23 protein-coding genes, 1 pseudogene and 1 riboswitch are annotated in these 24,358 nt (G+C 72.2%); of the genes and pseudogenes, 15 read left to right on the top strand and 9 right to left on the bottom strand.

Annotated features, from left to right (window positions below):
• The 3 genes and pseudogenes from ACIRGB_RS23135 to ACIRGB_RS23145 all read left to right on the top strand — a co-directional run.
• A pseudogene (locus ACIRGB_RS23135) lies at positions 1–229 on the top strand (cytochrome ubiquinol oxidase subunit I); the annotation flags it as partial.
• On the top strand, positions 226–624 hold the full coding sequence (locus tag ACIRGB_RS23140; RefSeq protein ID WP_403868193.1) for a cytochrome c oxidase subunit 4: 399 nt from the start codon (positions 226–228) through the stop codon (positions 622–624). The pseudogene ACIRGB_RS23135 and the gene ACIRGB_RS23140, both read left to right, overlap by 4 nt.
• A gap of 129 nt (positions 625–753) precedes the next feature.
• Complete coding sequence (locus ACIRGB_RS23145; protein ID WP_403868196.1) at positions 754–2,028, top strand: Ig-like domain-containing protein; 1,275 nt, start codon at positions 754–756, stop codon at positions 2,026–2,028.
• A 102-nt stretch (positions 2,029–2,130) separates the two neighbouring features.
• Here the strand turns inward: ACIRGB_RS23145 and ACIRGB_RS23150 are convergent, their stop codons facing one another.
• Positions 2,131–2,532: a hypothetical protein gene (locus ACIRGB_RS23150; RefSeq protein ID WP_403868199.1), complete on the bottom strand. Its 402-nt coding sequence runs from the start codon at positions 2,530–2,532 to the stop codon at positions 2,131–2,133.
• 198 nt (positions 2,533–2,730) lie between these two features.
• Between ACIRGB_RS23150 and ACIRGB_RS23155 the strand changes: the two genes are divergently transcribed.
• The 6 genes from ACIRGB_RS23155 (at position 2,731) to ACIRGB_RS23180 (ending at position 9,854) form a co-directional block, all read left to right on the top strand.
• Positions 2,731–3,351, top strand: a complete 621-nt coding sequence (locus tag ACIRGB_RS23155; RefSeq protein WP_030186375.1) for a heme-copper oxidase subunit III — start codon at positions 2,731–2,733, stop codon at positions 3,349–3,351.
• A 65-nt stretch (positions 3,352–3,416) separates the two neighbouring features.
• Complete coding sequence (locus tag ACIRGB_RS23160) at positions 3,417–4,226, top strand: c-type cytochrome (RefSeq protein WP_123623479.1); 810 nt, start codon at positions 3,417–3,419, stop codon at positions 4,224–4,226.
• The gene (locus ACIRGB_RS23165) at positions 4,223–5,284 is read left to right on the top strand and encodes a Rieske 2Fe-2S domain-containing protein (protein ID WP_403868203.1); all 1,062 of its coding nucleotides are present in this window, start codon (positions 4,223–4,225) and stop codon (positions 5,282–5,284) included. Before ACIRGB_RS23160 ends, ACIRGB_RS23165 begins: the two co-directional genes overlap by 4 nt.
• Positions 5,281–6,918, top strand: coding sequence for a cytochrome bc complex cytochrome b subunit (locus ACIRGB_RS23170; RefSeq protein WP_403868206.1), 1,638 nt, complete (start codon positions 5,281–5,283; stop codon positions 6,916–6,918). The genes ACIRGB_RS23165 and ACIRGB_RS23170 overlap by 4 nt, the downstream gene beginning before the upstream one ends.
• A gap of 131 nt (positions 6,919–7,049) precedes the next feature.
• Entirely contained in the window at positions 7,050–8,114 is a 1,065-nt protein-coding gene (gene trpD / locus ACIRGB_RS23175; protein ID WP_403868209.1) for an anthranilate phosphoribosyltransferase, read from the top strand.
• A gap of 96 nt (positions 8,115–8,210) precedes the next feature.
• A riboswitch (SAM riboswitch) is annotated at positions 8,211–8,327 on the top strand.
• A gap of 147 nt (positions 8,328–8,474) precedes the next feature.
• A complete protein-coding gene (locus tag ACIRGB_RS23180; protein ID WP_403868211.1) occupies positions 8,475–9,854 on the top strand; it encodes an aminotransferase class V-fold PLP-dependent enzyme in 1,380 nt (459 codons plus the stop codon).
• On the opposite strand, the gene ACIRGB_RS23185 is transcribed toward ACIRGB_RS23180, so the two are convergent.
• The 7 genes from ACIRGB_RS23185 to ACIRGB_RS23215 form a co-directional block, all read right to left on the bottom strand.
• Entirely contained in the window at positions 9,782–11,029 is a 1,248-nt protein-coding gene (locus ACIRGB_RS23185) for a glycerate kinase (RefSeq protein ID WP_403868214.1), read from the bottom strand. The two genes, ACIRGB_RS23180 and ACIRGB_RS23185, sit on opposite strands and share 73 nt — an antisense overlap.
• An 11-nt stretch (positions 11,030–11,040) precedes the next feature.
• Complete coding sequence (locus ACIRGB_RS23190; protein WP_403868217.1) at positions 11,041–12,456, bottom strand: SLC13 family permease; 1,416 nt, start codon at positions 12,454–12,456, stop codon at positions 11,041–11,043.
• A 56-nt stretch (positions 12,457–12,512) separates the two neighbouring features.
• Positions 12,513–13,178 (bottom strand): response regulator transcription factor, encoded by a 666-nt coding sequence (locus ACIRGB_RS23195; RefSeq protein WP_123623468.1) that lies wholly within the window; start codon positions 13,176–13,178, stop codon positions 12,513–12,515.
• 19 nt (positions 13,179–13,197) lie between these two features.
• Positions 13,198–14,550 (bottom strand): ATP-binding protein, encoded by a 1,353-nt coding sequence (locus tag ACIRGB_RS23200; protein ID WP_403869087.1) that lies wholly within the window; start codon positions 14,548–14,550, stop codon positions 13,198–13,200.
• Positions 14,551–14,608: 58 nt separating this feature from the next.
• The gene (locus tag ACIRGB_RS23205; RefSeq protein WP_403868220.1) at positions 14,609–14,893 is read right to left on the bottom strand and encodes a small secreted hydrophilic protein; all 285 of its coding nucleotides are present in this window, start codon (positions 14,891–14,893) and stop codon (positions 14,609–14,611) included.
• A 156-nt stretch (positions 14,894–15,049) separates the two neighbouring features.
• Positions 15,050–15,331: an Lrp/AsnC family transcriptional regulator gene (locus ACIRGB_RS23210; RefSeq protein WP_030186400.1), complete on the bottom strand. Its 282-nt coding sequence runs from the start codon at positions 15,329–15,331 to the stop codon at positions 15,050–15,052.
• Positions 15,328–16,098 carry a rhomboid family intramembrane serine protease gene (locus tag ACIRGB_RS23215; RefSeq protein ID WP_403868223.1) on the bottom strand — a complete coding sequence of 257 codons (771 nt, stop codon included), beginning with the start codon at positions 16,096–16,098 and terminating at the stop codon, positions 15,328–15,330. The genes ACIRGB_RS23210 and ACIRGB_RS23215 overlap by 4 nt, the downstream gene beginning before the upstream one ends.
• Positions 16,099–16,253: 155 nt before the next feature.
• On the opposite strand from ACIRGB_RS23215, the gene ACIRGB_RS23220 reads away from it, so the two are divergent.
• The 5 genes from ACIRGB_RS23220 (at position 16,254) to ACIRGB_RS23240 (ending at position 21,696) form a co-directional block, all read left to right on the top strand.
• A complete protein-coding gene (locus tag ACIRGB_RS23220; RefSeq protein ID WP_052841425.1) occupies positions 16,254–16,493 on the top strand; it encodes a hypothetical protein in 240 nt (79 codons plus the stop codon).
• A 62-nt stretch (positions 16,494–16,555) separates the two neighbouring features.
• The gene (locus ACIRGB_RS23225; protein ID WP_403868225.1) at positions 16,556–17,899 is read left to right on the top strand and encodes an NYN domain-containing protein; all 1,344 of its coding nucleotides are present in this window, start codon (positions 16,556–16,558) and stop codon (positions 17,897–17,899) included.
• Positions 17,900–18,151: 252 nt separating this feature from the next.
• Entirely contained in the window at positions 18,152–19,195 is a 1,044-nt protein-coding gene (locus ACIRGB_RS23230) for an NlpC/P60 family protein (protein ID WP_403869090.1), read from the top strand.
• A gap of 214 nt (positions 19,196–19,409) precedes the next feature.
• Positions 19,410–20,426 carry an NlpC/P60 family protein gene (locus ACIRGB_RS23235; RefSeq protein ID WP_403868228.1) on the top strand — a complete coding sequence of 339 codons (1,017 nt, stop codon included), beginning with the start codon at positions 19,410–19,412 and terminating at the stop codon, positions 20,424–20,426.
• A 76-nt stretch (positions 20,427–20,502) separates the two neighbouring features.
• Positions 20,503–21,696 (top strand): hypothetical protein, encoded by a 1,194-nt coding sequence (locus tag ACIRGB_RS23240; RefSeq protein WP_403868230.1) that lies wholly within the window; start codon positions 20,503–20,505, stop codon positions 21,694–21,696.
• Between the two features lie 19 nt (positions 21,697–21,715).
• Here ACIRGB_RS23240 and ACIRGB_RS23245 read toward each other — a convergent pair whose 3' ends face one another.
• Entirely contained in the window at positions 21,716–22,984 is a 1,269-nt protein-coding gene (locus ACIRGB_RS23245; RefSeq protein WP_403868233.1) for a glycosyltransferase 87 family protein, read from the bottom strand.
• Positions 22,985–23,153: 169 nt separating this feature from the next.
• Between ACIRGB_RS23245 and ACIRGB_RS23250 the strand changes: the two genes are divergently transcribed.
• On the top strand, positions 23,154–24,296 hold the full coding sequence (locus ACIRGB_RS23250) for a glycosyltransferase family 4 protein (RefSeq protein WP_403868236.1): 1,143 nt from the start codon (positions 23,154–23,156) through the stop codon (positions 24,294–24,296).
• The last annotated feature ends 62 nt before the right edge of the window (positions 24,297–24,358 follow it).

A 24,358-nucleotide genomic window follows, 5' to 3' on the forward strand; every position in this document is an offset into this window, starting at 1 on the left:
CAAGTACGGCAAGAAGATCGAGGTGGACGACCCGTGGGGCTACGGCCGTTCGCTGGAGTGGGCGACCTCCTGCCCGCCGCCGCGGCACAACTTCCTCACGCTGCCGCGCATCCGCAGTGAATCCCCCGCCTTCGACCTGCACCACCCCGAGATCTCCGCTGTCGACCAGCTGGAGAACGTCGGCCACGGTGAGAAGGCCCTCGCCGGCGGCAAGGAGGCCGGGAAGTGAAGATCCAGGGCAAGATGTTCATCTGGTTGAGCGTCTTCATCCTCGCCGTGGCGGTCGTCTACGGCTACTGGTCCAAGGAGCCGGCCGGCACCACGGCGCTGTTCCTGGCCTTCGGCCTGGCCATCATGATCGGCTTCTACCTCGCCTTCACGGCGCGGCGGGTCGACGCCGGGGCGCAGGACAACATGGAGGCGGACGTCGCGGACGACGCCGGCGAGGTCGGGTTCTTCAGCCCGCACAGCTGGCAGCCGCTCGCGCTCGCCGTCGGCGGCGCGCTGGCCTTCCTGGGCATCGCGGTCGGCTGGTGGGTGATGTACTTCTCGGCACCGGTCCTCATGGTCGGCCTGTTCGGCTGGGTCTTCGAGTACTACCGCGGTGAGAACCGCACCCAGTAGCACGCGTCGAGCACCGAGGGGCCCGGACACTCCGTCAGGAGCGTCCGGGCCCCTTCGTCTGCCGTACCGCCCTCACCCTTCCGGCTTACCCACCGTGCCGCCGTTGACGTCTCTCCCTAGCGTGAGGCCATGAGCATCCCGGTTCACTTCCAGGCGCGGGGGCGCACGGTCGTCGGCTGCACCCTGCTGGTGATCGCCCTCGGCGCGAGCGGCACCGCCTGCCTCGGCGACGACGACAACCCGCTGTCCGCCACGCCCTACGACGCGGCCGGCCAGATCTCCTTCAACGGCCCCACGGACGCCGGGAAGAAGGCCGACCCGGACAAACCCCTGGAGGTGGTCGCCGAGGGCGCCGACGGGCGCATCACGGACGTCACGGCCATGGACGCGGCCGGACGCCAGGTCGCGGGCGAGCTGTCCGCCGACGGCGCCCGCTGGCACAGCACCTCGCCCCTGGCGGCCAACGCCAGCTACACGGTGCGCGTCAGCACCGAGGACGAGGACGGGGCGCCCGGCCGCAAGGTGCTCACCTTCGAGACCGGCAAGCCCGGCGCGAAGAAGACCCTGGACGTCGCCTTCGGGCCCAAGGCGGGCGGGTACGGCGTCGGTCAGCCCGTCACGGCGGAACTGAGCCAGCCGGTCCGGGACCCGGCGCAGCGGGCCATAGTGGAGCGTGCCCTGAAGGTCGACTCCACCCCGGCGGTGCAGGGCGCCTGGTACTGGGTGGACGACAAGAAGCTCCACTACCGGCCCCAGGAGTACTGGCCCGCCCACGCCACCATCAAGGTCCACAGCACCCTGGACGGCATCAAGATCGGCGACCGGATGTGGGGCGGCAAGGCCAAGCCCCTGAAGATCACCACGGAGGACCGCGTCGTGGCCGTCACCGACGCCTCCGCGCACACCCTGACCGTCTACCAGGACGGCGAGGCGATCCGGGAGATCCCGGTCACCACCGGCAAGCCCGGCTTCGAGACCCGCAACGGCGTCAAGGTCGTCCTCGGCAAGGAATCCTTCGTACGCATGCGCAGCACCACCGTCGGCATCGCCGAGGGCTCGTCGGAGGCGTACGACCTGCCGGTCCACTGGGCCACCCGCGTGACCTGGAGCGGCGAGTACGTGCACGCCGCCCCCTGGTCCGTCGGCTCCCAGGGCATCGCCAACGTCAGCCACGGCTGCGTCGGCATGAGCACCGACAACGCGGAGTGGTTCTTCAACACGGTCCAGGAGGGCGACCTGGTCCAGGTCGTCAACTCGGACGGCGAAACGATGGAACCCTTCGGCAACGGCTTCGGCGACTGGAACATGGACTGGACGAAATGGCGCACGGGCAGCGCCCTGACTGGCGGCACGGGTGCGTCGAACAACCAGGACACGGCACGTCTACGCCCAACGGCTGTGTGAGCTCCTGAGGGGCGCGGGGCTGTATCGATATGCGGCTCCGCCGCGTGGGCGCGACCAGCCACGACGCAGCCGCACCCGCCAGAGCGCCGCGCTCCCGAGCTCTCAGGCGCTCTGCAACCTCCGCTGCCGCAGCAGCGAAGCCAACGCACCCGCGAACTCCACCGGCTCCACCGGCAGCGTCACAGCCGCCTCCGCCCGGCTCCACGTCGCCAGCCACGCGTCCTGCGGCCGTGCGATGAGCAGCAGCACCGGCGGGCACTGGAAGACCTCGTCCTTGATCTGGCGGCACATGCCCATGCCGCCCATGGGCACCGCCTCACCGTCCAGGACGCAGACGTCGATCCCGCCCTTGTCCAGCTCCTTGAGCACGGCGGCCGGGGTGGCGCACTCCAGGAACTCGACCACGGGCACGTCCGGAGCCGGTCGGCGACCGGTCGCGAGCCGCACCTGTTCGCGGGTGTTGGAGTCGTCGCTGTAGACCAGCACCGTGGCGGTCGCCTGCATGCTTCCTCCGATACGCGGTGAGACCGGTGAAGGCTGTCGTAGCCCGTTGGGGCGGATGCTACTCCCTCGGACGTCCCGTCAGCACGGGTTCGGACAGGGCTTCGACGGGCCGTTCGATGGGCCATCCGGGCCGTACAAGCAGGGGGAACACACCGAACGGCACCCCCCGGGGTGAGGGCGGGATAAGCGACCGACATAATGTCGGTCGTGGCGACAGCAACGACAGTAGAAACCGGGCACGCGCACCCGTCGGTCAACCGGCCGAACCTCACCAGCGTCGGAACCATCATCTGGTTGAGTTCCGAGCTGATGTTCTTCGCGGCCCTCTTCGCGATGTACTTCACCCTGCGATCGGTGACGGGCCCGGACTTCTGGTCCGAGAAGGCCCACGCGCTGAACGTCCCGTTCTCCGCGACGAACACCACGATCCTGGTGCTCTCCTCCCTCACCTGCCAGCTCGGCGTGTTCGCGGCCGAGCGCGGTGACGTGAAGAAGCTCCGGATGTGGTTCATCGTCACCTTCGTGATGGGTGCGATCTTCATCGGCGGTCAGGTGTTCGAGTACACCGAACTGGTCAAGAAGGACGGGATCTCCCTGTCCTCCGACCCGTACGGCTCGGCGTTCTACCTGACCACCGGCTTCCACGGACTGCACGTGACGGGCGGCCTCATCGCCTTCCTGCTGGTCCTCGGCCGCACCTACGCGGCCCGGAGGTTCACCCACGAGCAGGCGACCGCCGCCATCGTCGTGTCCTACTACTGGCACTTCGTCGATGTGGTCTGGATCGGCCTGTTCGCCACGATCTACCTGATCAAGTAGTCGCGGCACGCACCCGCGCAATACCAGAAGCATCGACGCAGAAGATCCTGACACCGGGGTAATCCGTGAAAAAGCTCTCCGCACGACGACGCCATCCGCTGGCGGCCCTCGTCGTCCTACTCCTCGCGCTGGCATGCACAGGGGGGCTGTACGCCGCGTTCGCACCCGCGAGCAAGGCGCAGGCCGATGAATCCGCCCAGTCCCTCGCCATCGACGAGGGCAAGAAGCTCTACGCCGTCGGCTGTGCCAGTTGCCACGGCACCGGAGGGCAGGGCACCAGCGACGGTCCGAGCCTGGTCGGCGTAGGCGCCGCGGCCGTCGACTTCCAGGTGGGCACCGGCCGTATGCCCGCCCAGCAGCCCGGCGCGCAGGTTCCGAAGAAGAAGGTCATCTACTCCCAGGCGGAGATCGACCAGCTCGCGGCCTACATCGCGTCGCTGGGTGCCGGTCCGGCCGTCCCCTCGGAGGAGAAGTACGGCCCCGAGGGCGCGGACATCGCCAAGGGCGGTGAGCTGTTCCGCACCAACTGCGCGCAGTGCCACAACTTCACCGGCAAGGGTGGCGCCCTGACGCACGGCAAGTACGCGCCGAGCCTCGAGGGCGTCGACCCGAAGCACATCTACGAGGCCATGCAGACCGGCCCGCAGAACATGCCCTCCTTCCCCGACACCACGCTGTCGGAGCAGAACAAGAAGGACATCATCGCCTACCTGGACGCGGTCAACGGTGACGACACCGAGAACCCCGGTGGTCTCAGCCTCGGCGGACTCGGCCCGGTCAGTGAGGGTCTGTTCGCCTGGGTGTTCGGACTGGGCGCGCTGATCGCCGTCGCCGTCTGGGTCGCCGCTCGGACCGCAAAGGCCAAGAAGTCATGAGTAGCCAAGACATTCCAGAAACGAAGCTGCCGGCAGAGCAGGACCGCCCGCACGGCGCGGCCGCCCGGCCCGCGGACGAGACGAACCCGTTCGCCGACCCGGGGCTGCCGCCCCACGAGCCGCGGGTCCAGGACGTCGACGAGCGGGCCGCCAAGCGGTCCGAGCGCACGGTCGCCCTGCTGTTCACGCTGTCGATGCTGGCCACCATCGGCTTCATCGCCTCGTTCGTGGCGATCGACGTCGACAAGTCGGTCTACATCTTCCCGCTCGGTCACATCAGTGCGCTGAACTTCGCGCTCGGCATGACGCTCGGCGTCGCGCTGTTCGCCATCGGCGCGGGCGCGGTCCACTGGGCCCGCACCCTGATGTCCGACGAGGAGGTCGCCGACGAGCGGCACCCGATCGAGGCGTCTCCCGAGGTCCGTGCCAAGGTCCACGCGGACTTCAAGCAGGGCGCCAAGGAGTCCGTGATCGGGCGCCGCAAGCTGATCCGCAACACGATGCTGGGCGCGCTCACCCTGGTGCCGCTCTCCGGCGTCGTCCTGCTGCGCGACCTCGGCCCGCTGCCCGGGACCAAGCTCCGCCACACCCTGTGGTCCAAGGGCAAGCTCCTCGTCAACATGAACACCAACGAGCCGCTGCGTCCCTCCGACGTCGCGGTGGGCTCGCTCACCTTCGCCATGCCCGAGGGCCTGGAGGAGCACGACGAGGACTTCCAGAACGAGATCGCCAAGGCGGCCCTGATGATCATCCGGCTGGAGCCGGACTCCATCAAGGACAAGCGCGAGCTCGAGTGGTCGCACGAGGGCATCGTGGCGTACTCGAAGATCTGCACCCACGTCGGTTGCCCGATCTCCCTGTACGAGCAGCAGACGCACCACGCGCTCTGCCCCTGCCACCAGTCCACCTTCGACCTTGCCGACGGCGCCCGGGTCATCTTCGGTCCCGCCGGTCACGCCCTGCCGCAGCTGCGCATCGGCGTGAACGACGAGGGTTACCTCGAAGCGCTCGGCGACTTCGAAGAGCCCGTCGGTCCTGCTTTCTGGGAGCGCGGATGAGTACTGCAGCCAACGAACCGTCCCGCTCACGCGGGAAGGCACCGGCCGGCGAGCGCGTCGCCGACTGGGCCGACGGCCGACTGGGGATCTACTCCCTGGCCAAGGCCAACATGCGCAAGATCTTCCCCGACCACTGGTCGTTCATGCTGGGTGAGGTCTGCCTCTACAGCTTCATCATCATCATCCTCACGGGTGTGTACCTGACGCTGTTCTTCCACCCGTCGATGGCCGAGGTCGAGTACCACGGCTCGTACGTGCCGCTCCAGGGCCAGATGATGAGTGAGGCGTACGCCTCCACTCTGGACATCAGCTTCGACGTCCGCGGCGGTCTGCTGATCCGGCAGATCCACCACTGGGCCGCGCTGATCTTCCTGGCCGGCATGTTCGTGCACATGATGCGCGTCTTCTTCACCGGCGCGTTCCGCAAGCCGCGCGAGGTCAACTGGCTGTTCGGCTTCCTGCTGCTCGTCCTCGGCATGTTCACCGGCTTCACCGGTTACTCGCTCCCGGACGACCTGCTCTCGGGCACCGGCATCCGCTTCATGGAGGGCGCGATCCTGTCCGTGCCGATCGTCGGCACGTACATCTCGTTCTTCCTCTTCGGCGGGGAGTTCCCCGGCCACGACTTCGTGTCCCGGTTCTACTCGATCCACATCCTGCTGCTGCCGGGCATCATGCTCGGCCTGCTGGTGGGCCACCTGATCCTGGTCTTCTACCACAAGCACACGCAGTTCGCGGGTCCCGGCAAGACCAACAAGAACGTCGTCGGCATGCCGCTGCTGCCGGTGTACACGGCGAAGGCCGGAGGCTTCTTCTTCCTGGTCTTCGGTGTGATCGCCATCGTGTCGGCCATCGCCACGATCAACCCGATCTGGTCCATCGGTCCCTACCGCCCCGACCAGGTCTCCACCGGCGCCCAGCCGGACTGGTACATGGGCTTCTCCGAGGGCCTGATCCGGGTGATGCCTGGCTGGGAGATCAACTTCTGGGGTCACACACTCGTCCTCGGCGTGCTGATCCCGCTGATCATCTTCCCGCTGGTCCTGGCGGCGATCGCGGTCTACCCGTTCATCGAGTCCTGGGTCACCGGCGACAAGCGCGAGCACCACATCCTGGACCGCCCGCGCAACGCCCCGACCCGTACGGCCTTCGGTGTCGCCTGGCTGACCGTGTACTTCGTGCTGCTGATCGGTGGCGGCAACGACCTGTGGGCCACCCACTTCCACCTGTCGATCAACGCGATCACCTGGTTCGTCCGCATCGCGTTCTTCGTCGGCCCGGTCCTCGCCTTCATCGCCACCAAGCGGATCTGCCTCGGCCTCCAGCGCCGGGACAAGGACAAGGTGCTGCACGGGCGCGAGTCCGGCATCATCAAGCGCCTGCCGCACGGTGAGTTCATCGAGGTGCACGAGCCGCTCAGCCAGGAGCAGCTGCACACGCTCACGGCGCACGAGCAGTACAAGCCGGCCGAGATCGGCCCGACGGTCGACGAGAACGGCGTCGAGCGCAAGGCCACGGGCACGCAGAAGCTGCGCGCCAAGCTCAGCGAGGCCTACTACGGCGAGGAGTCCCAGATTCCGAAGCCGACCGTCGAGGAGTACAAGGAGATCACGAGCGGCCACGGCCACCACTGACCTTCCAGCGTCGCCACACCACGGTCGAAGGGCCCCGTTCCGTTCCGCGGACGGGGCCCTTCGCCGTGCCCGGGGCTGGATAGGGTGGGAGCACGACCCCCGTCGACGACCCACACGATTCAGGAGCGGCTATGAGCGCTGTGACCCCCGCTGGAGGCGACACCACGGCGGACCGCTCCTGGCCCGCCCTGCTGAACGGACTGCTGGACGGCCGCGACCTGAGCGCGGACGACACCGCCTGGGCGCTGGACGTGATCATGCGCGGTGAGGCGACCGACGCGCAGATCGCCGCCTTCGCGGTGGGCCTGCGGTTCAAGGGCGAGACGGTCGAGGAGATCTCCGGGCTCGTCCGCACCATGTACGAGCACGCCAACGTGATCGAGGTGCCGGGGGAGACCGTCGACATCGTCGGCACCGGCGGCGACGGCGCCAAGACGGTCAACATCTCCACCATGTCCGCGATCGTCGTGGCCGGCACGGGGGCGAAGGTCGTCAAGCACGGCAACCGGGCCGCCTCCTCGGCGTCCGGGGCCTCCGACGTCCTGGAGAAACTCGGCGTCAACCTGGAGCTGACGCCGAAGCGGGTGGCGGAGGTCGCCGAGGAAGCCGGCATCACCTTCTGCTTCGCGGTGAAGTTCCACCCGGCGCTGCGCCACGTGGCGGCGGCCCGCGGTCAGCTCGGCATCCGCACGGTGTTCAACTTCCTGGGCCCGCTGACCAACCCCGCCCGGGTGAAGGCCCAGGCGATCGGGGTCGCGCACGCCCGGATGGCGCCGATCATCGCCGGTGTCTTCGCCGAGCGCGGCCACTCGTCGCTGGTCTTCCGCGGCGACGACGGCCTCGACGAGCTGACCACCACCGCCACGTCCCGGGTCTGGACCGTGCGCGAGGGCCGGGTGACCGAGGAGACCTTCGACCCGCGGGACGTCGGCATCGAGCTGGTGCCGGTCGAGGCGCTGCGCGGCGCCGACGCCTCCTACAACGCCGACGTGGCCCGCCGCCTGCTGGCCGGCGAGACGGGCCCGGTACGGGACGCGGTGCTGCTGAACTCGGCGGCGGCCCTGGTGGCGCTGAACCCCGGCGAGGAGCCCCTGGCGGCACAGCTGCGGGCCGGGATGGACCGGGCGGCCGAGGCGATCGACTCCGGGGCGGCCCGCCGGGTGCTGGAGCGGTGGGTGGCCGTCAGCAACGCCTGAGCGGCAGTACGGCGGTACGGCCCTACATGTGACGTGCGTCCCGCGATCCGGACTCGGGTTGCGGGGCGCCGATCTCTTCCCCTAGGTTTTTCGACAGGTGATGAGTGACAGTCATGAGGCCCCGGCCGACTGTCCGGCAACCCTCCGTCCGTGGCGGGGTGCCCCGGGTGAAGACCAGGTCGTGGACAGCAAGGTCCACGGCAAGCGCGGACCCCTCGCGAAACCAGGGGTCCTGGGTCGTCTGAGGGAGTCTTCCGTGAACCAGCGAATGCGATAGGGCGCAGAGCCCCGCCTCCGCACGCCTTTCCTCACTTCACTTCACAGCGCCCCGCCGCGCGCTGGTCCTCACGGGAGTCCGTCATGTCCGTACCCACCGCTGTCGCCACCCCGCTGCCCGTCCTCGGCCGGGACGTCACCGTGCCGCTCGTCACCGGCGGGGAGGTCACCTACGCCGCGCTCGACTACGCCGCCAGCGCGCCCGCGCTCCAGCGGGTGTGGGACGACGTGGCCGCCTACGCCCCGTACTACGGCAGCGTCCACCGGGGCGCCGGGTACCTCTCGCAGCTGTCGACCGACCTGTTCGAGAACGCCCGCCGGACCGTCGCCGAGTTCCTCGGCTGCCGGGACGAGGACCAGGTGGTCTTCACCCGGTCCACCACCGACTCCCTGAACCTGCTCGCCGCCGCGCTGCCCGCCGGCTGCCGGGTCTTCGTCTTCGAGACCGAGCACCACGCCTCGCTGCTGCCCTGGCGGAACGCCGACGTGACCTACCTCGACGCCCCGCGCACCCCCGCCGAGGCCGTCGAGACCCTGGAGCGGGCCCTCGCCGCCCGCGAGCCGTACGGGCCCGCCCTGGTCTGTGTCACCGGCGCCTCCAACGTCACCGGCGAGCTGTGGCCGGTGCGGGAACTGGCCGCCGCCGCCCACGCGCACGGCGCCCGGATCGTGCTGGACGCCGCCCAGCTCGCCCCGCACCACCCGGTGTCGGTGGCCGACCTGGACGTGGACTGGGTCGCCTTCTCCGGGCACAAGCTGTACGCGCCGTTCGGCTCCGGCGTGCTCGCCGGGCGGGCCGACTGGCTGCGCGAGGCCGAGCCGTACCTGGCCGGCGGCGGCGCCAGCCGCAGCGTCTCCCGGCGCGCGGACGGCGGCGTGGACGTGCGGTGGCACGACAGCGCCGCGCGGCACGAGGCCGGATCGCCCAACGTCATCGGCGCCTACGCCATCGCCTCCGCCTGCAAGGCGCTCACCGAGGCCGGGTTCGACACGCTGGTCGCCCGCGAGGAGTACCTGATCGGCAAGGTGCGCGAGGGCCTCGCCGAGGTGCCCGAGGTGCGGATCCTCTCCCTCTTCGGGGACGACGCGCCCCGGGTCGGCGTGCTCTCCTTCGTCGTCGAGGGCTGGAACAGTTCGCACTTCGCCGCCGCGCTCTCCGCCGAGTACGGCATCGGCGTGCGCGACGGCCTGTTCTGCGCCCACCCGCTGGTGCGCACCCTGCTCGGCAGCGACCCGCAGACCCAGGGCGCGTGCGGGGCGCCCGAGGCGGCGCCCGGCGAGAAGTCCCTCAACGCCATCCGCGTCAGCTTCGGCGCGGGCACCCCGGACGAGCACGTCGAGCGGTTCGTGGACGCCGTCAGGGAACTGGTGACCGACGGCGCCCGCTGGAACTACCGCACCGAGGACGGGCGTTGCGTGCCCGACCGTACCTCCGCCGCCCCGGTGGCCGGTACCGGCGCCTGAGCCGCCCGGCCGGGCAGCCGCGACCCCAGCACGACCATCCGCAGCGCCCGCTCCGTGGCGTCCGTGAGGAGTTCGGAGGCGCGCAGCAGCGCGTCCGCCAGGGCCATCGGCGCCGGCATGATCCCGTGGCAGGCGTCCACCCCCGGCACCTCGTGCGCGCCCTCGCCGAGCGTGCCGGCCAGGGCGAGCACGGGCCGGCCGGTGAGCTTGGCGCGGCGGGCCACCTCGGCCGGGACCTTGCCGCGCGGCGTCTGGTGGTCCAGGGCGCCCTCGGCGGTGAGCACCAGGTCGGCGCGGGCGAGGCGGGCGTCCAGGTCGACGTGGTGCAGGAGCACGTCGAAGCGGGGCAGCAGCCGGGCGCCGACGGCGGCGAGACCCGCGCCGAGACCGCCGGAGGCGCCGGTGCCCGGGCCCGTACGCAGGTCGGTGCCGACGACCCCCAGGTCGCGGGTGAGGACGCGCGCCCAGTTCTCCAGCCCGGCCGACAACTCCTCGACCTGCGCGGGCGTCGCCCCCTTCTGCGGTCCGAACACCCGGGCCACGCCCCGCTGTCCGCACAGCACGTTGTACGGGTTGCAGGCGACCAGCAGCTCGGTGTCCTTCAGCCGGACGTCCAGACCGGACGGGTCGATGCGGACGAGGCGGTTCAGCTCCCGTCCGCCGGGCGGCAGTTCGAAGCCGTCCGCGTCCAGCAGCCGGGCCCCGAGCGCCTGGAGCGCGCCCGCGCCCCCGTCGGACGTGCCCGAGTCGCCGCAGCCGACCAGGACGCGCCGCACCCCGGTGTCCAGCGCGGCGCGGACCAGCTCACCGACGCCGTAGGTGGTCGTGGCGCCGGGGTCGCGCAGGGCGCGGGGCACCAGGGACAGGCCCGCGACGGCCGCCATCTCCACCACCGCCGTGTCCCGGGCGCCGAGCAGCGCGAAGTGGGTGCCGACCCGGTCGCCGACCGGTCCGGTGGCGGCCAGCGCGACCAGCCGCCCGCCGGTCGCCGACGCCAGCGCCACGGCGGTGCCCTCGCCGCCGTCGACCAGGGGGATGCGGTCGATCTCGGCGTCCGGCAGCACCCGGCGGACGCCCGCCGCGATGGCGTCGGCGGCGGCCTGGGCGGACAGGGATTCCTTGAAGCCGCTGGGCGCGACGACGACACGGTTCAGTACACGGGACGGAGAGGTCACGGACGGCTCCTTCAGCGGGTCACGGGCACGCCGAGCAGCGGCCAGACCGCGGCGGCGAAGAACAGCACGAGCAGGGCGGTCAGCGGCGCCAGCACGGCGGACAGCCGCAGCAGGTCGCGCGGGGTGTAGGTGGGGACGCCGGGGACGTCGGAGAAGAGCGTGACCGGCTTGGCGGAGGCCGGCAGCGTGTGGCAGAACCCGGCGGCCGCCGTGGAGGCGAGCGCGGCGGCGACCGGGTTGACCCCGGCGCCGACGGCCGCCGCGATCACCAGCGGGACCAGGACGGAGGAGCGGGCCGAGCGGGACTGGAGCACCAGGTGGGCCGCCGTGCTCACCGCGACCACCACGCCGAGGAAGACCCCCGGCGGGACGTCCGCGGGCAGGCCCGACACCAGCCACTTCGCCGCACCGGAGTCGGCCAGCGCGACGCCCATCGCCATCGTGGCCGCCATGAACAGCAGCAGCGACCAGGGGACGGTCTTCAGCGCGTCCTTGAGCCGTACGGTGCCCAGCGCGGGGGAGGAGGCGACGACCGCGCCGATCAGCGCCACGACGGCGGGGGAGACCCGGTGCAGGGGCTCGCTGCACCACAGGGCCACCACCGTGGCCAGCAGCAGCGCGCAGCGCTTCTCCGCCTGCGTCCACGGGCCGGTGACCGGGCTCTCGCTGTGCCGCTGCATCTCCTCGGCGGTGACGCGGACCGGGCCCGCGCGGTCCGCGCGCCGCGTGGTCGTCAGCAGGACCGTCTCGGCGGCGAGGTGGGAGGAGGCGACCGCCAGCGGCAGGCCGAGCAGCAGCCACTGGGTGAAGCCGATCCGGTCCCCGGTCGCCTCCCACAGCACCGACACCGTGATCAGATGCGCGCCCGCACCGATCAGGGTCGCCACCGCCGACAGCAGGATCACGGTCGGGAACAGCAGCGCCAGCATCACGACCAGCCTTTTGCGGTCGGCGAGCGCCTTGGCGAGGGCGAGGAACACCGGCAGCGCGAGCGCCGCCCGGCCCGAGGTGGCCGGCACCGCGAAGGCGGTGACGACCAGCGCGGCCGTCGTCAGGTGCACCAACTGCCGCACCGTGCGCGCCCCGCCCACCAGGAACGCCGCCGCCCGCCCCGCGAGCCCCGTCCGGGTGACCGCCGCCGCCAGCACGAAGGCGCAGATCAGCAGCCACACCGTGTCCTCGCCCAGGGTGCCGAAGAGGGTGTCGCTGCTGATGACGCCGGTCGCGGTCAGCGCGAGTCCGGCGCCCAGCGCGATGTACGTGTCGTCGACCGGCGTACCGATCCAGGCGCAGGTGGCCAGCGCGAACACGGCGAGGGTGAGGCGCGCGTCGCCGCCCAGGGCGGGGAAGTTGGCGGGGACCGCCAGCAGCGCGCACAGGGACAGCGCCACGCACAGGGCCGCCGCGAGGCGGAGGTTCAGCGTCACGCCTCGAGCGTCCACGGGCGCGGTGAGCCCCCAATGAGGGGCACATGAAGGAAACTTCACCAGGTCGGCAGTCGGTACCCCATCCCGCGCACGGTCTCCACCTGCTGGGCGCCGAGCTTCTTGCGCAGCGCCCGCACGTACACGTCCACGATGTTGGAGCCCGGGTCGAAGTCGTAGCCCCACACGTGCGACAGGATCTGCTCGCGGGACAGCACCTGCCCCGGGTGGCGCAGGAACAGCTCCAGGAGCACGAACTCACGGGCCGTCAGGTCCACCGTGCGGTCCTGGGCGCGGGCCCGGCGGGTGCGCAGGTCGAGGCTGAGCGACCCCGACCTCAGCACCGTCACCTCCGGCGCCCTGGCCGCCGTGCGCAGGCGCAGCCGCACCCGGGCGAGCAGTTCCTCGAAGCGGAACGGCTTGGTCATCCAGTCGTCGGCGCCGCCCTCCAGACCGGCCACCGTGTCCCGCACCGAGTCCCGGGCGGTCAGCACGATCACCGGGGTGGTCACCCGGGCCTCGCGCAGCTCCCGCAGGACGGTGAAGCCGTCCCGGCCGGGCAGCCCGATGTCCAGGACGACGAGGTCGAAGCCGCCGGTGAGGGCGTACTCGAAGGCGGCGTCGCCGTCGGCGACCGCGGTGGTGGTGAAGCCGTTGGCGCGCAGGCCCTTCTCGACGAAGGAGGCGATGCGCTCCTCGTCCTCGACGATGAGGATGCGGTTCATGGGAGCCTCTTCTTCGGGGTCAGTCCAGTGTGAGTACGAAGGTGGCGCCGCCGCCCTCGGTGGTGCGCAGCTCGACCCGGCCGCCGTGGCCCTCGGCGATCGCCCGCACGATCGACAGCCCGAGCCCGGCGCCCGTGCCGCGCACCCCGCGCCGGGCCGTGCCGCGCCGGAACCGCTCGAAGATCACCTCGGCGTCCTGCGGCTGCACGCCGGGTCCCGAGTCGGCGACGTACAGCTCGATCCGCGAGCCGTCGGCGCGGGAGCCCATGCGGACCCGCTGGCCGGCCGTGGTGTGCTGCACGGCGTTCTGCGCGAGCTGCACCATGGCCTGGGTGATCCGCTGCGGGTCGAGGTGGGCCTCCCGGTCGGCGACCCCGTCCAGCACCCACTCCCGGTCGCCCAGGGTGCGGGCCTTGACGTAGACGTCGGCGGTGAGTTCGGCCAGCTGCACCGGTTCGGGGGTGACGAAGTCGGGGCGTTCGGCCTTGGCGAGCAGCAGCAGGTCCTCGACGATGCGGCTCATCCGGTCCAGTTCGTCGGTGACCAGGCGGACGGTCTCCTCGCGCTCCGCCGGATCGTCGCCCATCAGCTCCAGGTGGCCGCGCACGATGGTGATCGGGGTGCGCAGTTCGTGGCCCGCGTCGTCGACGAACCGGCGCTGGGTGGCGAAGGCGCGCTCCAGGCGGTCCAGCATCGCGTTGAACGTCTCGGCCAGGGCCGCCACGTCGTCGTGGCCGTGCACCGGGATGCGCCGGGTCAGGTCCTGCTCGGTGAGCTGGGCCGCGGTCGTGCGCACCAGCCGCACCGGTTTCAGGATGCGGCCCGCGACCACCCAGGCGATGCCGGTCGTCATCAGCAGGGCGACGCCGGAGATGGCGAGCAGGACGCGGAACACCTCGTCCGCGCGCGCCTGTTCGCGGCCCGGGTGGAAGGCGACCACGAAGGCCGCCGCCGGTTCGCCGCCGTAGCGGGCCACGGTGACCTTGGCCCAGCGGATCTCCCCCTCGGGCCGGTCCAGGACGCCCGTGGAGTCGGGGGAGGCGTAGATGCGGCGCCGGGCGTCGGCGTCCTCGTGCAGGGGCCGGCCGACCGGGATCTCGCGCTGCTGGATGATCTGGGTGGGCTGGCCGCCCACCTCGCCGACCAGGCCGACCAGTTCCTCGTCCAGGTCGGCGTACTGCCGCTCCAGGAAGACCCGCAGCAGCCGGCCCGGATCGGTGAACGGACGGCCCGTCTCCGGGTCGAAGCCCTGCTCCTCGAAGTTGGCGAACTCGCCCGCCTCCTGCGCGAGCAGGCCGTTGATCCGCTGGTCGGTGTCGCGCAGCAGGATCGACCGGGTGGTCGCCGCCACCGAGGCCAGCGCGACCGCCATCACGAGCAGCAGCCACAGCAGGATGCGGACCCGGGCCGAGACCCGGCGGCGCTCGCGCTCACCCGTCACCGGGTCCGTCGTCGGCGTCCTGGCCCCGGTCGTCGTCATCGTCGTCATCCGCAGGGCCGTCGGTGACCGGCGGCCGCGTCACCACCTGGTCGCTGGGCGTCGGATCGGGCGAGGAGGAGGCCGGCTTCGGGGTGGGGGAGCCGCTCTCCAGCTCCACCTTGGCCGGGACCTTGGGCTGCTGCGGGCTGTCGGTCAGGGCGAAGCTGGTCGCGGCGATGCCGAGGGGGATCAGGACGACGGCCGCGAGGGCCGCCAGGCGGCGGGAGAAGACCATGCGGTGGATTCTGCGCGAGGAATCCGGTGGGCCGGATGAGTACCGCGTGAAGAACTCTTCATCCGGTGCCTCGGGCCGTCCGTCGTCTGCGGCTGCGTCGTGGCTGGTCGCGCAGTTCCCCGCGCCCCTGAAAAGCGCGCCCCTTCGGGGCGCGTCTCAGTTGTCCAGGCCGATGGCGAAGGCCGCCTCCAGGTCGTGCTGGGAGTAGGTGCGGAAAGCCACGTGGGTGTCGGTGCCCTCCACGCCCGGGATCTTGCTGATCCGGCCGGGGATGACCTCGGCCAGGTCCTCGTGCTTGCTCACCCGCACCATGGCGATCAGGTCGTAGGTGCCGGTGACGGAGAAGACCTCGCTGACGCTCTCCAGCGCGGCGATCTGCTCCGCGATCTCGGGAATGCGGTCCACGCTGGTCTTGATGAGGACGATCGCGCTGATCACGGCTGGTTCTCTCCCTCGGGCGCCGCCACTGGAACGTCACCAACTCTAGTCGTCCGTCCGAACCGCACCCAGGCGTAGGCGAAGCCCAGCCCGAAGCCCACCAGGTGCGCGAGGTACGCCACCCCAGGACCGTCCCCGGCCCGTCCCGCCGCCAGCCATTGCAGGGCCGCCCAGAACGGCAGCACCACCCAGGCCGGGAAGCGCAGCGGCAGGAAGAAGAGGAAGGGCAGCAGGCTGGTCACGCGGGCCCGCGGGAAGAGGAACAGGAAGGCGCCGAGCACCGCGGAGATCGCCCCCGAGGCGCCGACCAGGGACTCCTGGGAGTGGGCGTTGGCGCCCGCGTAGCCCAGCAGCGCCAGGTAGCCGCAGCCGAGGTAGAACAGGGCGAACTGGAGCCGGCCCATCCGTTCCTCGGTCATCGCGCCGAAGACGTAGAGGAAGAGCATGTTGCCCAGCAGGTGCACCCAGCTGCCGTGGACGAACAGCGCCGTGGCCGGGGTGAGCGCCGACCCGGGGGAGTCCTCGAACAGTTCTGCTGGGATCACGCCCCAGCGCCGGAAGTAGGCGCGCTGCGCCGCCAGCAGCTCCTCCCCGGTGCCGTACACCGGGTTCAGGCCCGCCGCCGGGCTGATCAGGAACAGCAGACAGCACAGCGTGATCAGCGTGTACGTCACCGGCGCCGCCCGGCGCCGCGACGAGCGGGCCCCGACCAGCGCCCCGACCGCGGTGACCGCTCCGCGGACCGCCTTGTTCCAGTTGCGGATCATGGACACAGAGCATGACGTAACGGGCGCGAGGGCTCATAGCGCCTCGCCGCCGCGGACACGCGGGCGTCGGACACCCGCCAGGCCGTAGGGTTACGTGCCACACGCCCCGGGAAGCCCGGCGCGTCACCGACACTGGAAGAGAGTGAACAGCCACGATGACGGTTCCCCTGCCGACCGACACGACGCGGTGGCGCTGCACCCTCTGCGGCAACCTCACCCGCTTCGACGTGACCCGGGCCTCGAAGGTCGTCGAGTACGTGCACCTCGATCTGGCCGGTGAGCCGACGGTGGAGGAGCGCGAGGTGCTCAGTGAGACCATCGAGTCGGTGCGGTGCCGCTGGTGCAACGCCGTGGACCAGGTGGAACTCGTGGACAGGCCGGGTGCCGCCTCCTGAGCGGAGCGGCCCCGCACAAGGCGATTCCGGCCCGGGATCGCCCTGAGACATTGGGGTGACGGATGGTGGAGACACACGGCGGGGGGCCGGGCGACGGCGCCGCTGAGGTGCTCGACCGCCCGCTGCCCGACGGCGTGCGCCGCCGGGTCGTGCAGATCGTGTCCGACGGCTTCGGCTCGCTCACCCTCGGTGAGCTGCCCGCCCAGCTCAGGCAGTACGCCAGGTTCGCCCCGAACCGCAGGGCCAAGTTCGCCGGCAACGCCATGGCCGCCGCCGTGGAGACCGACCCGCTCTTCCGCCAGCGCATCGGGGAGAAGTTCCGCGACGCCCAGCCGGAACTGGCCGGCGCCCTGGACGCCGGGTCCGCGCTCCCGGCCGCCGACCCGCTGGACGTGGCCGCCGCGGCCTACGTACTGCGCCCGCACGGCTGGGTGAAGCTGGTCACCGCCGCCGGCGAGGAGGCGCAGCGCGCGGACGCCGAGCGCGCCGACGAGGCGAACCGCGCGGAGCTGGAGCGGCTGCACGAGGAGCTGGCCCGGGCCCGGGAGTACACCAGGACCGAGACCGAGCGGCTGCGCGCCGAACTGGACGCGGCGAAGCGGGAGGCCGAGTCGCTGCACCGCAAGCTGCGCTCCGCCCTCAGCGACGTCAAGCGCGGCGAGGCGGCGCTGCGCAAGGTCCAGGCCGAGCTGGACACCGTACGGGCCGAGGGGCAGACCCAGGTGTCCGCCGCCGAGAGCGAGACCCGGCGGCTCAAGGCCCGTCTCGGGGAGGCCGAGGCGGCCCTGGAGGCCACCCGCAAGGCCGCCCGCGAGGGGCGCAGCGTCGAGGACATGCGCGTACGGCTGCTCCTGGACACCCTCCTCGACGCCACCCAGGGGCTGCGCCGCGAGCTGGCGCTGCCCCCGGTGTCCGTGCGGCCCGCCGAGACCGTGGACGCGGTCGAGCCGGGCCGGATGACGCCGAAGGACATCGCCAACCGGGCCCTGTCCGAGAACGACCCGGCGATCCTCGACCAGTTGCTGGCGCTGCCCCAGGCGCACCTGGTCGTCGACGGCTACAACGTCACCAAGACCGGCTATCCGCAGATGCCGCTGGAGAAGCAGCGACTGCGGCTGCTCGGCCAGCTCTCCCAGCTCGCCGCGCAGACCGGCGCCGAGATGACCTGCGTCTTCGACGGGGCCGAACTCGTGGCGCCGGTGCTGCTCGCGCCGCCGCGCGGAGTGCGGGTGCTGTTCTCCAAGCCCGGTGTCACCGCCGACGAGCTGATCCGCCAGCTGGTGCGGGCCGAGCCGCCGGGCCGGCCGGTCATCGTCGTCTCCACCGACCGCGAGGTCGCCGACGGCGTGGCGCGCGCGGGCGCACGCCCGGTGGCGTCCGCGGTACTCCTCAAGCGGCTTTCCTGAGCCCGCCGTCGGCTTCCGGCCACTTCCCTTCACTTCCGCATCAACCGTAACGTAGGCACCCTATGACCGAATTGACGGAACCGTCACGCAACGTAGCGTCAAAAGGGTGTCACTGCAGGTGAGTTGCGGCGAAAAACGCGGTGCGTAACCGTGATTTTTCGGCGGAGGATTTGAACTGATCACGAGTGGGTCACTAGGGTCACCCTTCGAACCCTCGAACGGGTGATCCCTCTCAAGAAGGAGCTCGTCTCCGTGGCGTCCCACCGTCGTCCCAAGCAGCCGAGCCGCACGCGCGTGACCGTGCTCACCACCGCTGCCGCCGCCGCTGTCGCTCTCAGCTCCCAGGCCGCCAACGCCGCCCCGAGCGAGAAGCCGAGCAAGGACGAGGTCAAGGCGAAGGTCGACAAGCTCTACGAGGAGGCCGAGCAGGCCACCGAGAAGTACAACGGCGCCAAGGAGAAGCAGGAGAAGCTCCAGAAGGAGATCTCCACCCTCCAGGACAACGTCGCCCGCGGCCAGGAGGAGCTCAACGAGCTGCGCGACGGCCTCGGTTCGATGGCCAGCGCCCAGTACCGCTCCGGCGGCATCGACCCCTCCCTCCAGCTCTTCCTGTCCGCCGACCCGGACAACTACCTGGACAAGGCCTCCACCCTGGACCAGCTGAGCGGTCAGCAGGTCGAGGCGCTGAAGAAGATCCAGACCAAGCAGCGCGACCTCGCCCAGCAGCGCTCCGAGGCGTCCGAGAAGCTCAAGGACCTCTCCGCCACCCGCACCGAACTGGGCAACAAGAAGAAGCAGGTCCAGGGCAAGCTCTCGTCCGCGCAGAAGCTGCTCAACACGCTCACCGCGCAGGAGAAGGCCGCCCTCCAGCAGGAGGAGCAGCGCTCCAACCGCGCCAGCGAGCGCCAGGTGCTCACCGGCGGCAGCTCCACCCCCGCCTCCGGCCGCGCGGGCGCCGCCTTCGCCGCCGCCCAGAGCAAGATAGGCACGCCCTACGTCTACGGCGCCACCGGCCCGTCCTCCTTCGACTGCTCGGGCCTGACCTCCTGGGCGTACGCGCAGGCCGGCGTCGGCATCCCGCGCACCTCCCAGGCGCAGGCCAACTACGGCACGCGCATCTCCTCGATGAGCGACCTCCAGGTCGGCGACCTCGTCTTCTTCTTCAGCGACCTGCACCACGTCGGCCTCTACGCCGGCAACGGCCAGGTGCTGCACGCGCCGCGCACCGGCACGAACGTCCGCTACGAGTCGATGGGCACCATCGGCGGCCCGTTCATGTTCGGCGTACGGGTCTGACCCCGACGCCTCCCGCGCCACCCGAAGTCACCCCCGCCGTGCCGCCCGTTCGGGCGAATCACGTCCGGGCCCTGTGACCCCCGCCCCGCCGGTGACCTGCGTCAGCGGCGGGGCGTCGTGTTGCGCGGCCCCCCGGGTCGTTGGCCGGTGCCCCGCCGTGGGGTTACTGTCTGCCGCGTTTCCCCGTCCGCCAGCGGAAGGAGTGCGGCTTCCCGTGGGGTCCCATCGCCGCCTTGCACCATCCGGGTTCGACCGTGGCTCCACCGCCGCCGTCGGCCTCCTCTCCGTGGCCGCCGCACTCCTGGGCGCCGTACCGGCCGCGGCCGCTCCGCACGACGACCGGCGGGCGGAGGTGGACCGCCTGCGCACCGAGGCGGAGCAGGCGACCGAGGCCTACAACAAGGCCGACGCCCGCACCGACGCGCTGCGCGAGGAGGTCTCGACCGCGCAGGACTCCATCGCCCGGCAGCAGCAGCGCGTCAACACCATGCGGGACGCGCTCGGTTCGCTGGCCGGCGCCCAGTACCGCTCCGGCGGCATCGACCCGGCGCTGGCGCTGCTGCTCTCCGCCGAACCGGACGACTACCTCGACCGGGCCTCCGTGCTCGACCGGATCAGCACCCGCCAGGCGGGTGAGCTGAGGGAGCTCCAGCAGGCGATGCGCGACCTCGCCCAGGACCGGGCCGAGGCGGCCCGCAAGCTCACCGAGCTGGAGAAGGGCCGCAAGGCCGTCGCCGCCCACAAGAAGACCGTGGAGCGCAAGCTCGCCAAGGCCCGCGCGCTGCTCGCCGCCCTGCCGGACGACGAACGGGCCGCCTACGGGCGCGGGTCCCGCTCGGGCCGCGAGGACCTGACCGCCCTCGCCGGGGCCGCCGCTCCCGCCTCCGGCCGGGCCGGGGCCGCCTTCGCCGCCGCCCGCTCCGCCCTCGGCAAGCCCTACGTCTGGGGCGCCAACGGCCCCTCCGGCTTCGACTGCTCGGGCCTGACCCAGTGGGCCTACGCCCAGGCCGGGGTCGGCATCCCGCGGACCTCGCAGGCGCAGTCCGGCGCCGGGCGGCGGGTGTCCCTGGCCGAGGCGCGGCCCGGCGACCTGGTCGCCTACCGCGACGACGCCAGCCACATCGGCATGTACGCGGGCAACGGCCAGGTGATCCACGCGCCCTACCCCGGCGCGCCGGTGCGCTACGACCCGGTCGGCATGATGCCGATCTCCTCGGTCACCCGGGTGTGACCCCACGGCCCCTCCCGGCCCCCGCGCTCTCCTCGCCCGGTGCCTTTCGCGGTCCCTCGCCCGTACGATCGGGAAGGTGGCTGGTCGAAGGCGGGTGTCGGGTTCCTCGGTGGTGGCGCTGTGCCTGCTGCTGGTCGCGCTGGTGGCGTGCGGCGGCCGGACCACGGCCGACCCCGCCCGGGCCGACGTCCAGCGGGTCCTGGACCGGCGTGCGGCGGCCGTCCTCGCCCACGACGCGGCCGCCTACGCGCGCACCGGCACCGGTACGGGCTTCGACCGCCTGAGCGCGCTCCCGCTGGCCGCCTGGTCCTACCGGGTGCGGGACGTGGAGCGCAGCGGCGACACCGCCACCGCCGACGTCGAGCTGCGCTACCGCGTCGACGGCTACGACCGGGGCCCCGTCGCCGCGGGCCGCACCGTGCGGCTGAGCCGGGACGGCACGGCCGGGACGTGGGCCGTCGACTCCGACCGCCCCGCCGAGGAGTCCGGCCAGCAGCCCTGGGACCAGGGCGCGGTCGAGGTCGTCCGCGGCACGCACAGCCTCGTCCTCGGCGTCGGGCAGTCCACCGCGCTGCTGCGCCGCTTCGCCGGCCTGGCCGACCGGGCGGTGCCCGCCGTCTCGGACGCCTGGGACGGCGACTGGTCCCGCCGGGTGGTCGTGGTCGTCCCCCGGTCGGTGGAGGGCATGGCGGGCCTGCTCGGGTCCCCGGTCTCGTCCTACCGGGGCATCGCCGCGGTCACCACCGGGGAGACGGGCGGCCGGGAACACGCCCCCGCGGACCGGATCATCGTCAACCCCGACGCGTACGGGCTGCTCGGCAGCCTCGGCAAGCAGGTCGTGCTCACCCACGAGACGACCCACGTCGCCACCCGCGCCGACACCACCTCGGCCACGCCGCTGTGGCTCTCCGAGGGCTACGCCGACTGGGTCGGCTACCGCGACACCGGCCGGACCCCCGCCCAGGCCGCCCCCGAACTGGCCGAGACGGTCGCCGAGGGCCGGGTGCCCGCGCACCTGCCGACGGACGAGGACTTCGGCTTCACCGCCGAGGCGGAACAGCTGGCCCGGGCCTACGAGGGCGGCTGGCTGGCCTGCCGGATGATCGCCGAGCAGTGGGGCGAGGACCGGCTGGACGCGTTCTACCGCGCCGTGGGCGCCCACGACGACCGCACCGACGCCGTCGAGAACGCGCTGCACGAGGTCCTCGGCACGACGGAGGAGGACCTCACGACGCGCTGGCGGGAGTACCTGCGGGCGAGCCTCGGCTGACCGGGACGGCCGGAGCGCTTCATGGTGTGGCGGCGGGGGCGTCCGCGGGCGCCGGGGCCCGGCCGAGGCGTCCGGGGGTGCCGGGCGGGGCCGGGGCGGGGCGGCGTACCGGGCTGCGCCACAGGGCGCGGGCGCCGAGGAGGGCGGCGGTCACCAGGAGGCCGTTGCGGACGAACAGGAGCGTGATGCCGAGGGGGGTGCTCGCCACGACGTCCCCGAACAGGAGCGGGAACTCCAGCAGCGTCAGCGGGGTCGCCGCCAGCACCAGGGCGACCGGCACCCGCATCCGGCTCGCCCGGAAGCACCGGCAGACCGCGCCGAGGCCCACCAGCCACACCAGGTACTGCGGGCTGATCACCCGGCTGGTCACCGTGAACATCAGCACCGCCACGAACGCCGCGTCCGCCGCCGTGTGCGCCGCGAACCGCGGGGCCGCCGGCCGCGAGGCCCGCAGCCGCCACAGCAGCAGCCAGCCGAACGCGACCGCGCTCAGCCCCAGGGAGACCGTGCCCACCGTGTCCACGTGCGGACCCAGGAACTCCATCGAGCCGTAGTTCAGCAGCACCCCGCCCTCCCAGCCGACGTGCCGGGCGACGTGGAAGACCAGCGAGCCCAGCGACTCCACCTCGATCCCGCGCTCGCGCTGGAACGTCAGGAACGCGAACGCCCCGGGCATCGACACGGCGAACAACGCGGCCAACACCGCCCCGCCCACCGCGGCGGCGATCCACGGCGCCCGCCCCCGCATCCCGACCAGCACCAGCGCCGGCCACACCTTCAGCAGCGCCCCGAGGGCCGCCAGGGTCCCCGCCACCCGCGGATGCCGCCCGGCGGCGAGCAGCGCGGCCACCGCGACCGCCGTCACCATCACGTCGTAGCGGGCGTACACCGTCGGCCCGAGCAGCGGCACGCCCGCCACCCACACCCACGCCCCGCGCGGCGACCGGCCCGCCCCCCGGCCCGCACGCCACAGCAGCGCGAGGACGGCGGCGTCCGTGACACACGCGAGGACGAAGAACGCCGTCGCGTACTCCAGGAAGGGCAGCAGCGCGGGGGCCAGCACCGCGAAGGCCGCCGCCGGCGGGTACTGCCAGGTGACGTCCGCCAGCGGAAACGTTCCGGTGCGCAGGACGCCGGCCCAGTCCCGGTAGATGACGGACACGTCGCTCGTGACGTCGGGACCGGGGAAGACCAGCACCTTCAGCACGAACAGCAGCAGCACCAGCCGCGTGGCGCCCCAGGCCGTCGGCAACCACACCGGTGACCGCCCCGCGTCCCTCGTCTCCACGTGCTACCTGCCCGTCCGTGCCCGCCTCGTACCTGCCTGTCCCCCTGCCCGTCCCCGCCCCGTACCCGCGTGTCCGCCGGTGCGGCCATGATGACCCGGACCCCCGTGGGCCTGCCACAGGAGGCGGCCGGGCCCGGCACCCGGCGGCCGGTTCGGTAGGGTCGGCGGCGTGCGCAAGACCTTGATCGTGACGAACGACTTCCCGCCCCGCCCGGGCGGCATCCAGGCCTTCCTGCACAACATGGCGCTACGGCTGGACCCCGAGCGGCTGGTCGTCTACGCCTCCACCTGGAAGCGCGGCCGCGAGGGCGTCGAGGCCACCGCCGCCTTCGACGCCGAGCAGCCCTTCACCGTCGTACGGGACCGCACCACGATGCTGCTGCCGACGCCGGGCGCCACCCGGCGGGCGGTGGGCCTGCTGCGCGAGCACGGGTGCACGTCGGTATGGTTCGGGGCGGCCGCGCCCCTCGGCCTGATGGCCCCGGCCCTGCGCAAGGCGGGCGCCGAGCGCCTCGTCGCCACCACCCACGGCCACGAGGCGGGCTGGGCCCAACTGCCCGCCGCCCGGCAACTGCTGCGCCGGATCGGGGAGTCCACGGACACGATCACCTACCTCGGCGAGTACACGCGCTCCCGCATCGCGGGCGCCCTCACGCCCGAGGCGTCCGCGCGGATGGTGCAACTGCCGCCCGGTGTCGACGAGAAGACCTTCCATCCGGCCAGCGGCGGCGACGAGGTGCGCGCCCGCCTCGGCCTGACCGAGCGCCCCGTGGTCGTCTGCGTGTCCCGGCTGGTCCCGCGCAAGGGCCAGGACACCCTGATCCGGGCGATGCCGCGCATCCTCGCCGCCGAGCCGGACGCCGTCCTGCTGATCGTCGGCGGCGGCCCCTACGAGAAGGACCTGCGCCGCCTCGCCGAGGAGACCGGCGTCGCCGCCTCCGTCCACTTCACCGGGGCCGTGCCCTGGTCCGCACTGCCCGCGCACTACGGCGCCGGGGACGTCTTCGCCATGCCCTGCCGCACCCGCCGGGGCGGCCTCGACGTGGAGGGCCTCGGCATCGTCTACCTGGAGGCCTCCGCGACCGGCCTGCCCGTCGTCGCCGGCGACTCGGGCGGCGCCCCCGACGCCGTACTCGACGGCGAGACGGGCTGGGTGGTCCGGGGCGACGACCCCAACGAGTCCGCCGACCGCATCACCACCCTCCTCGCCGACCCGGAACTGCGCCGCAGGATGGGCGAGCGGGGCAGATCCTGGGTCGAGGAGAAATGGCGCTGGGACCTACTGGCCGAGCACCTGAAGGCTTTGCTGTAACGCGGGCGCCTTGTCAGCACGGTGAAGTGGACCGACCCAGGGGCGCGGGGAACTGCGCGACA

The sequence above is a fragment of the Streptomyces sp. NPDC102490 genome, from assembly GCF_044765285.1.
In the GTDB taxonomy this organism is placed as follows: Bacteria; Actinomycetota; Actinomycetes; order Streptomycetales; family Streptomycetaceae; genus Streptomyces.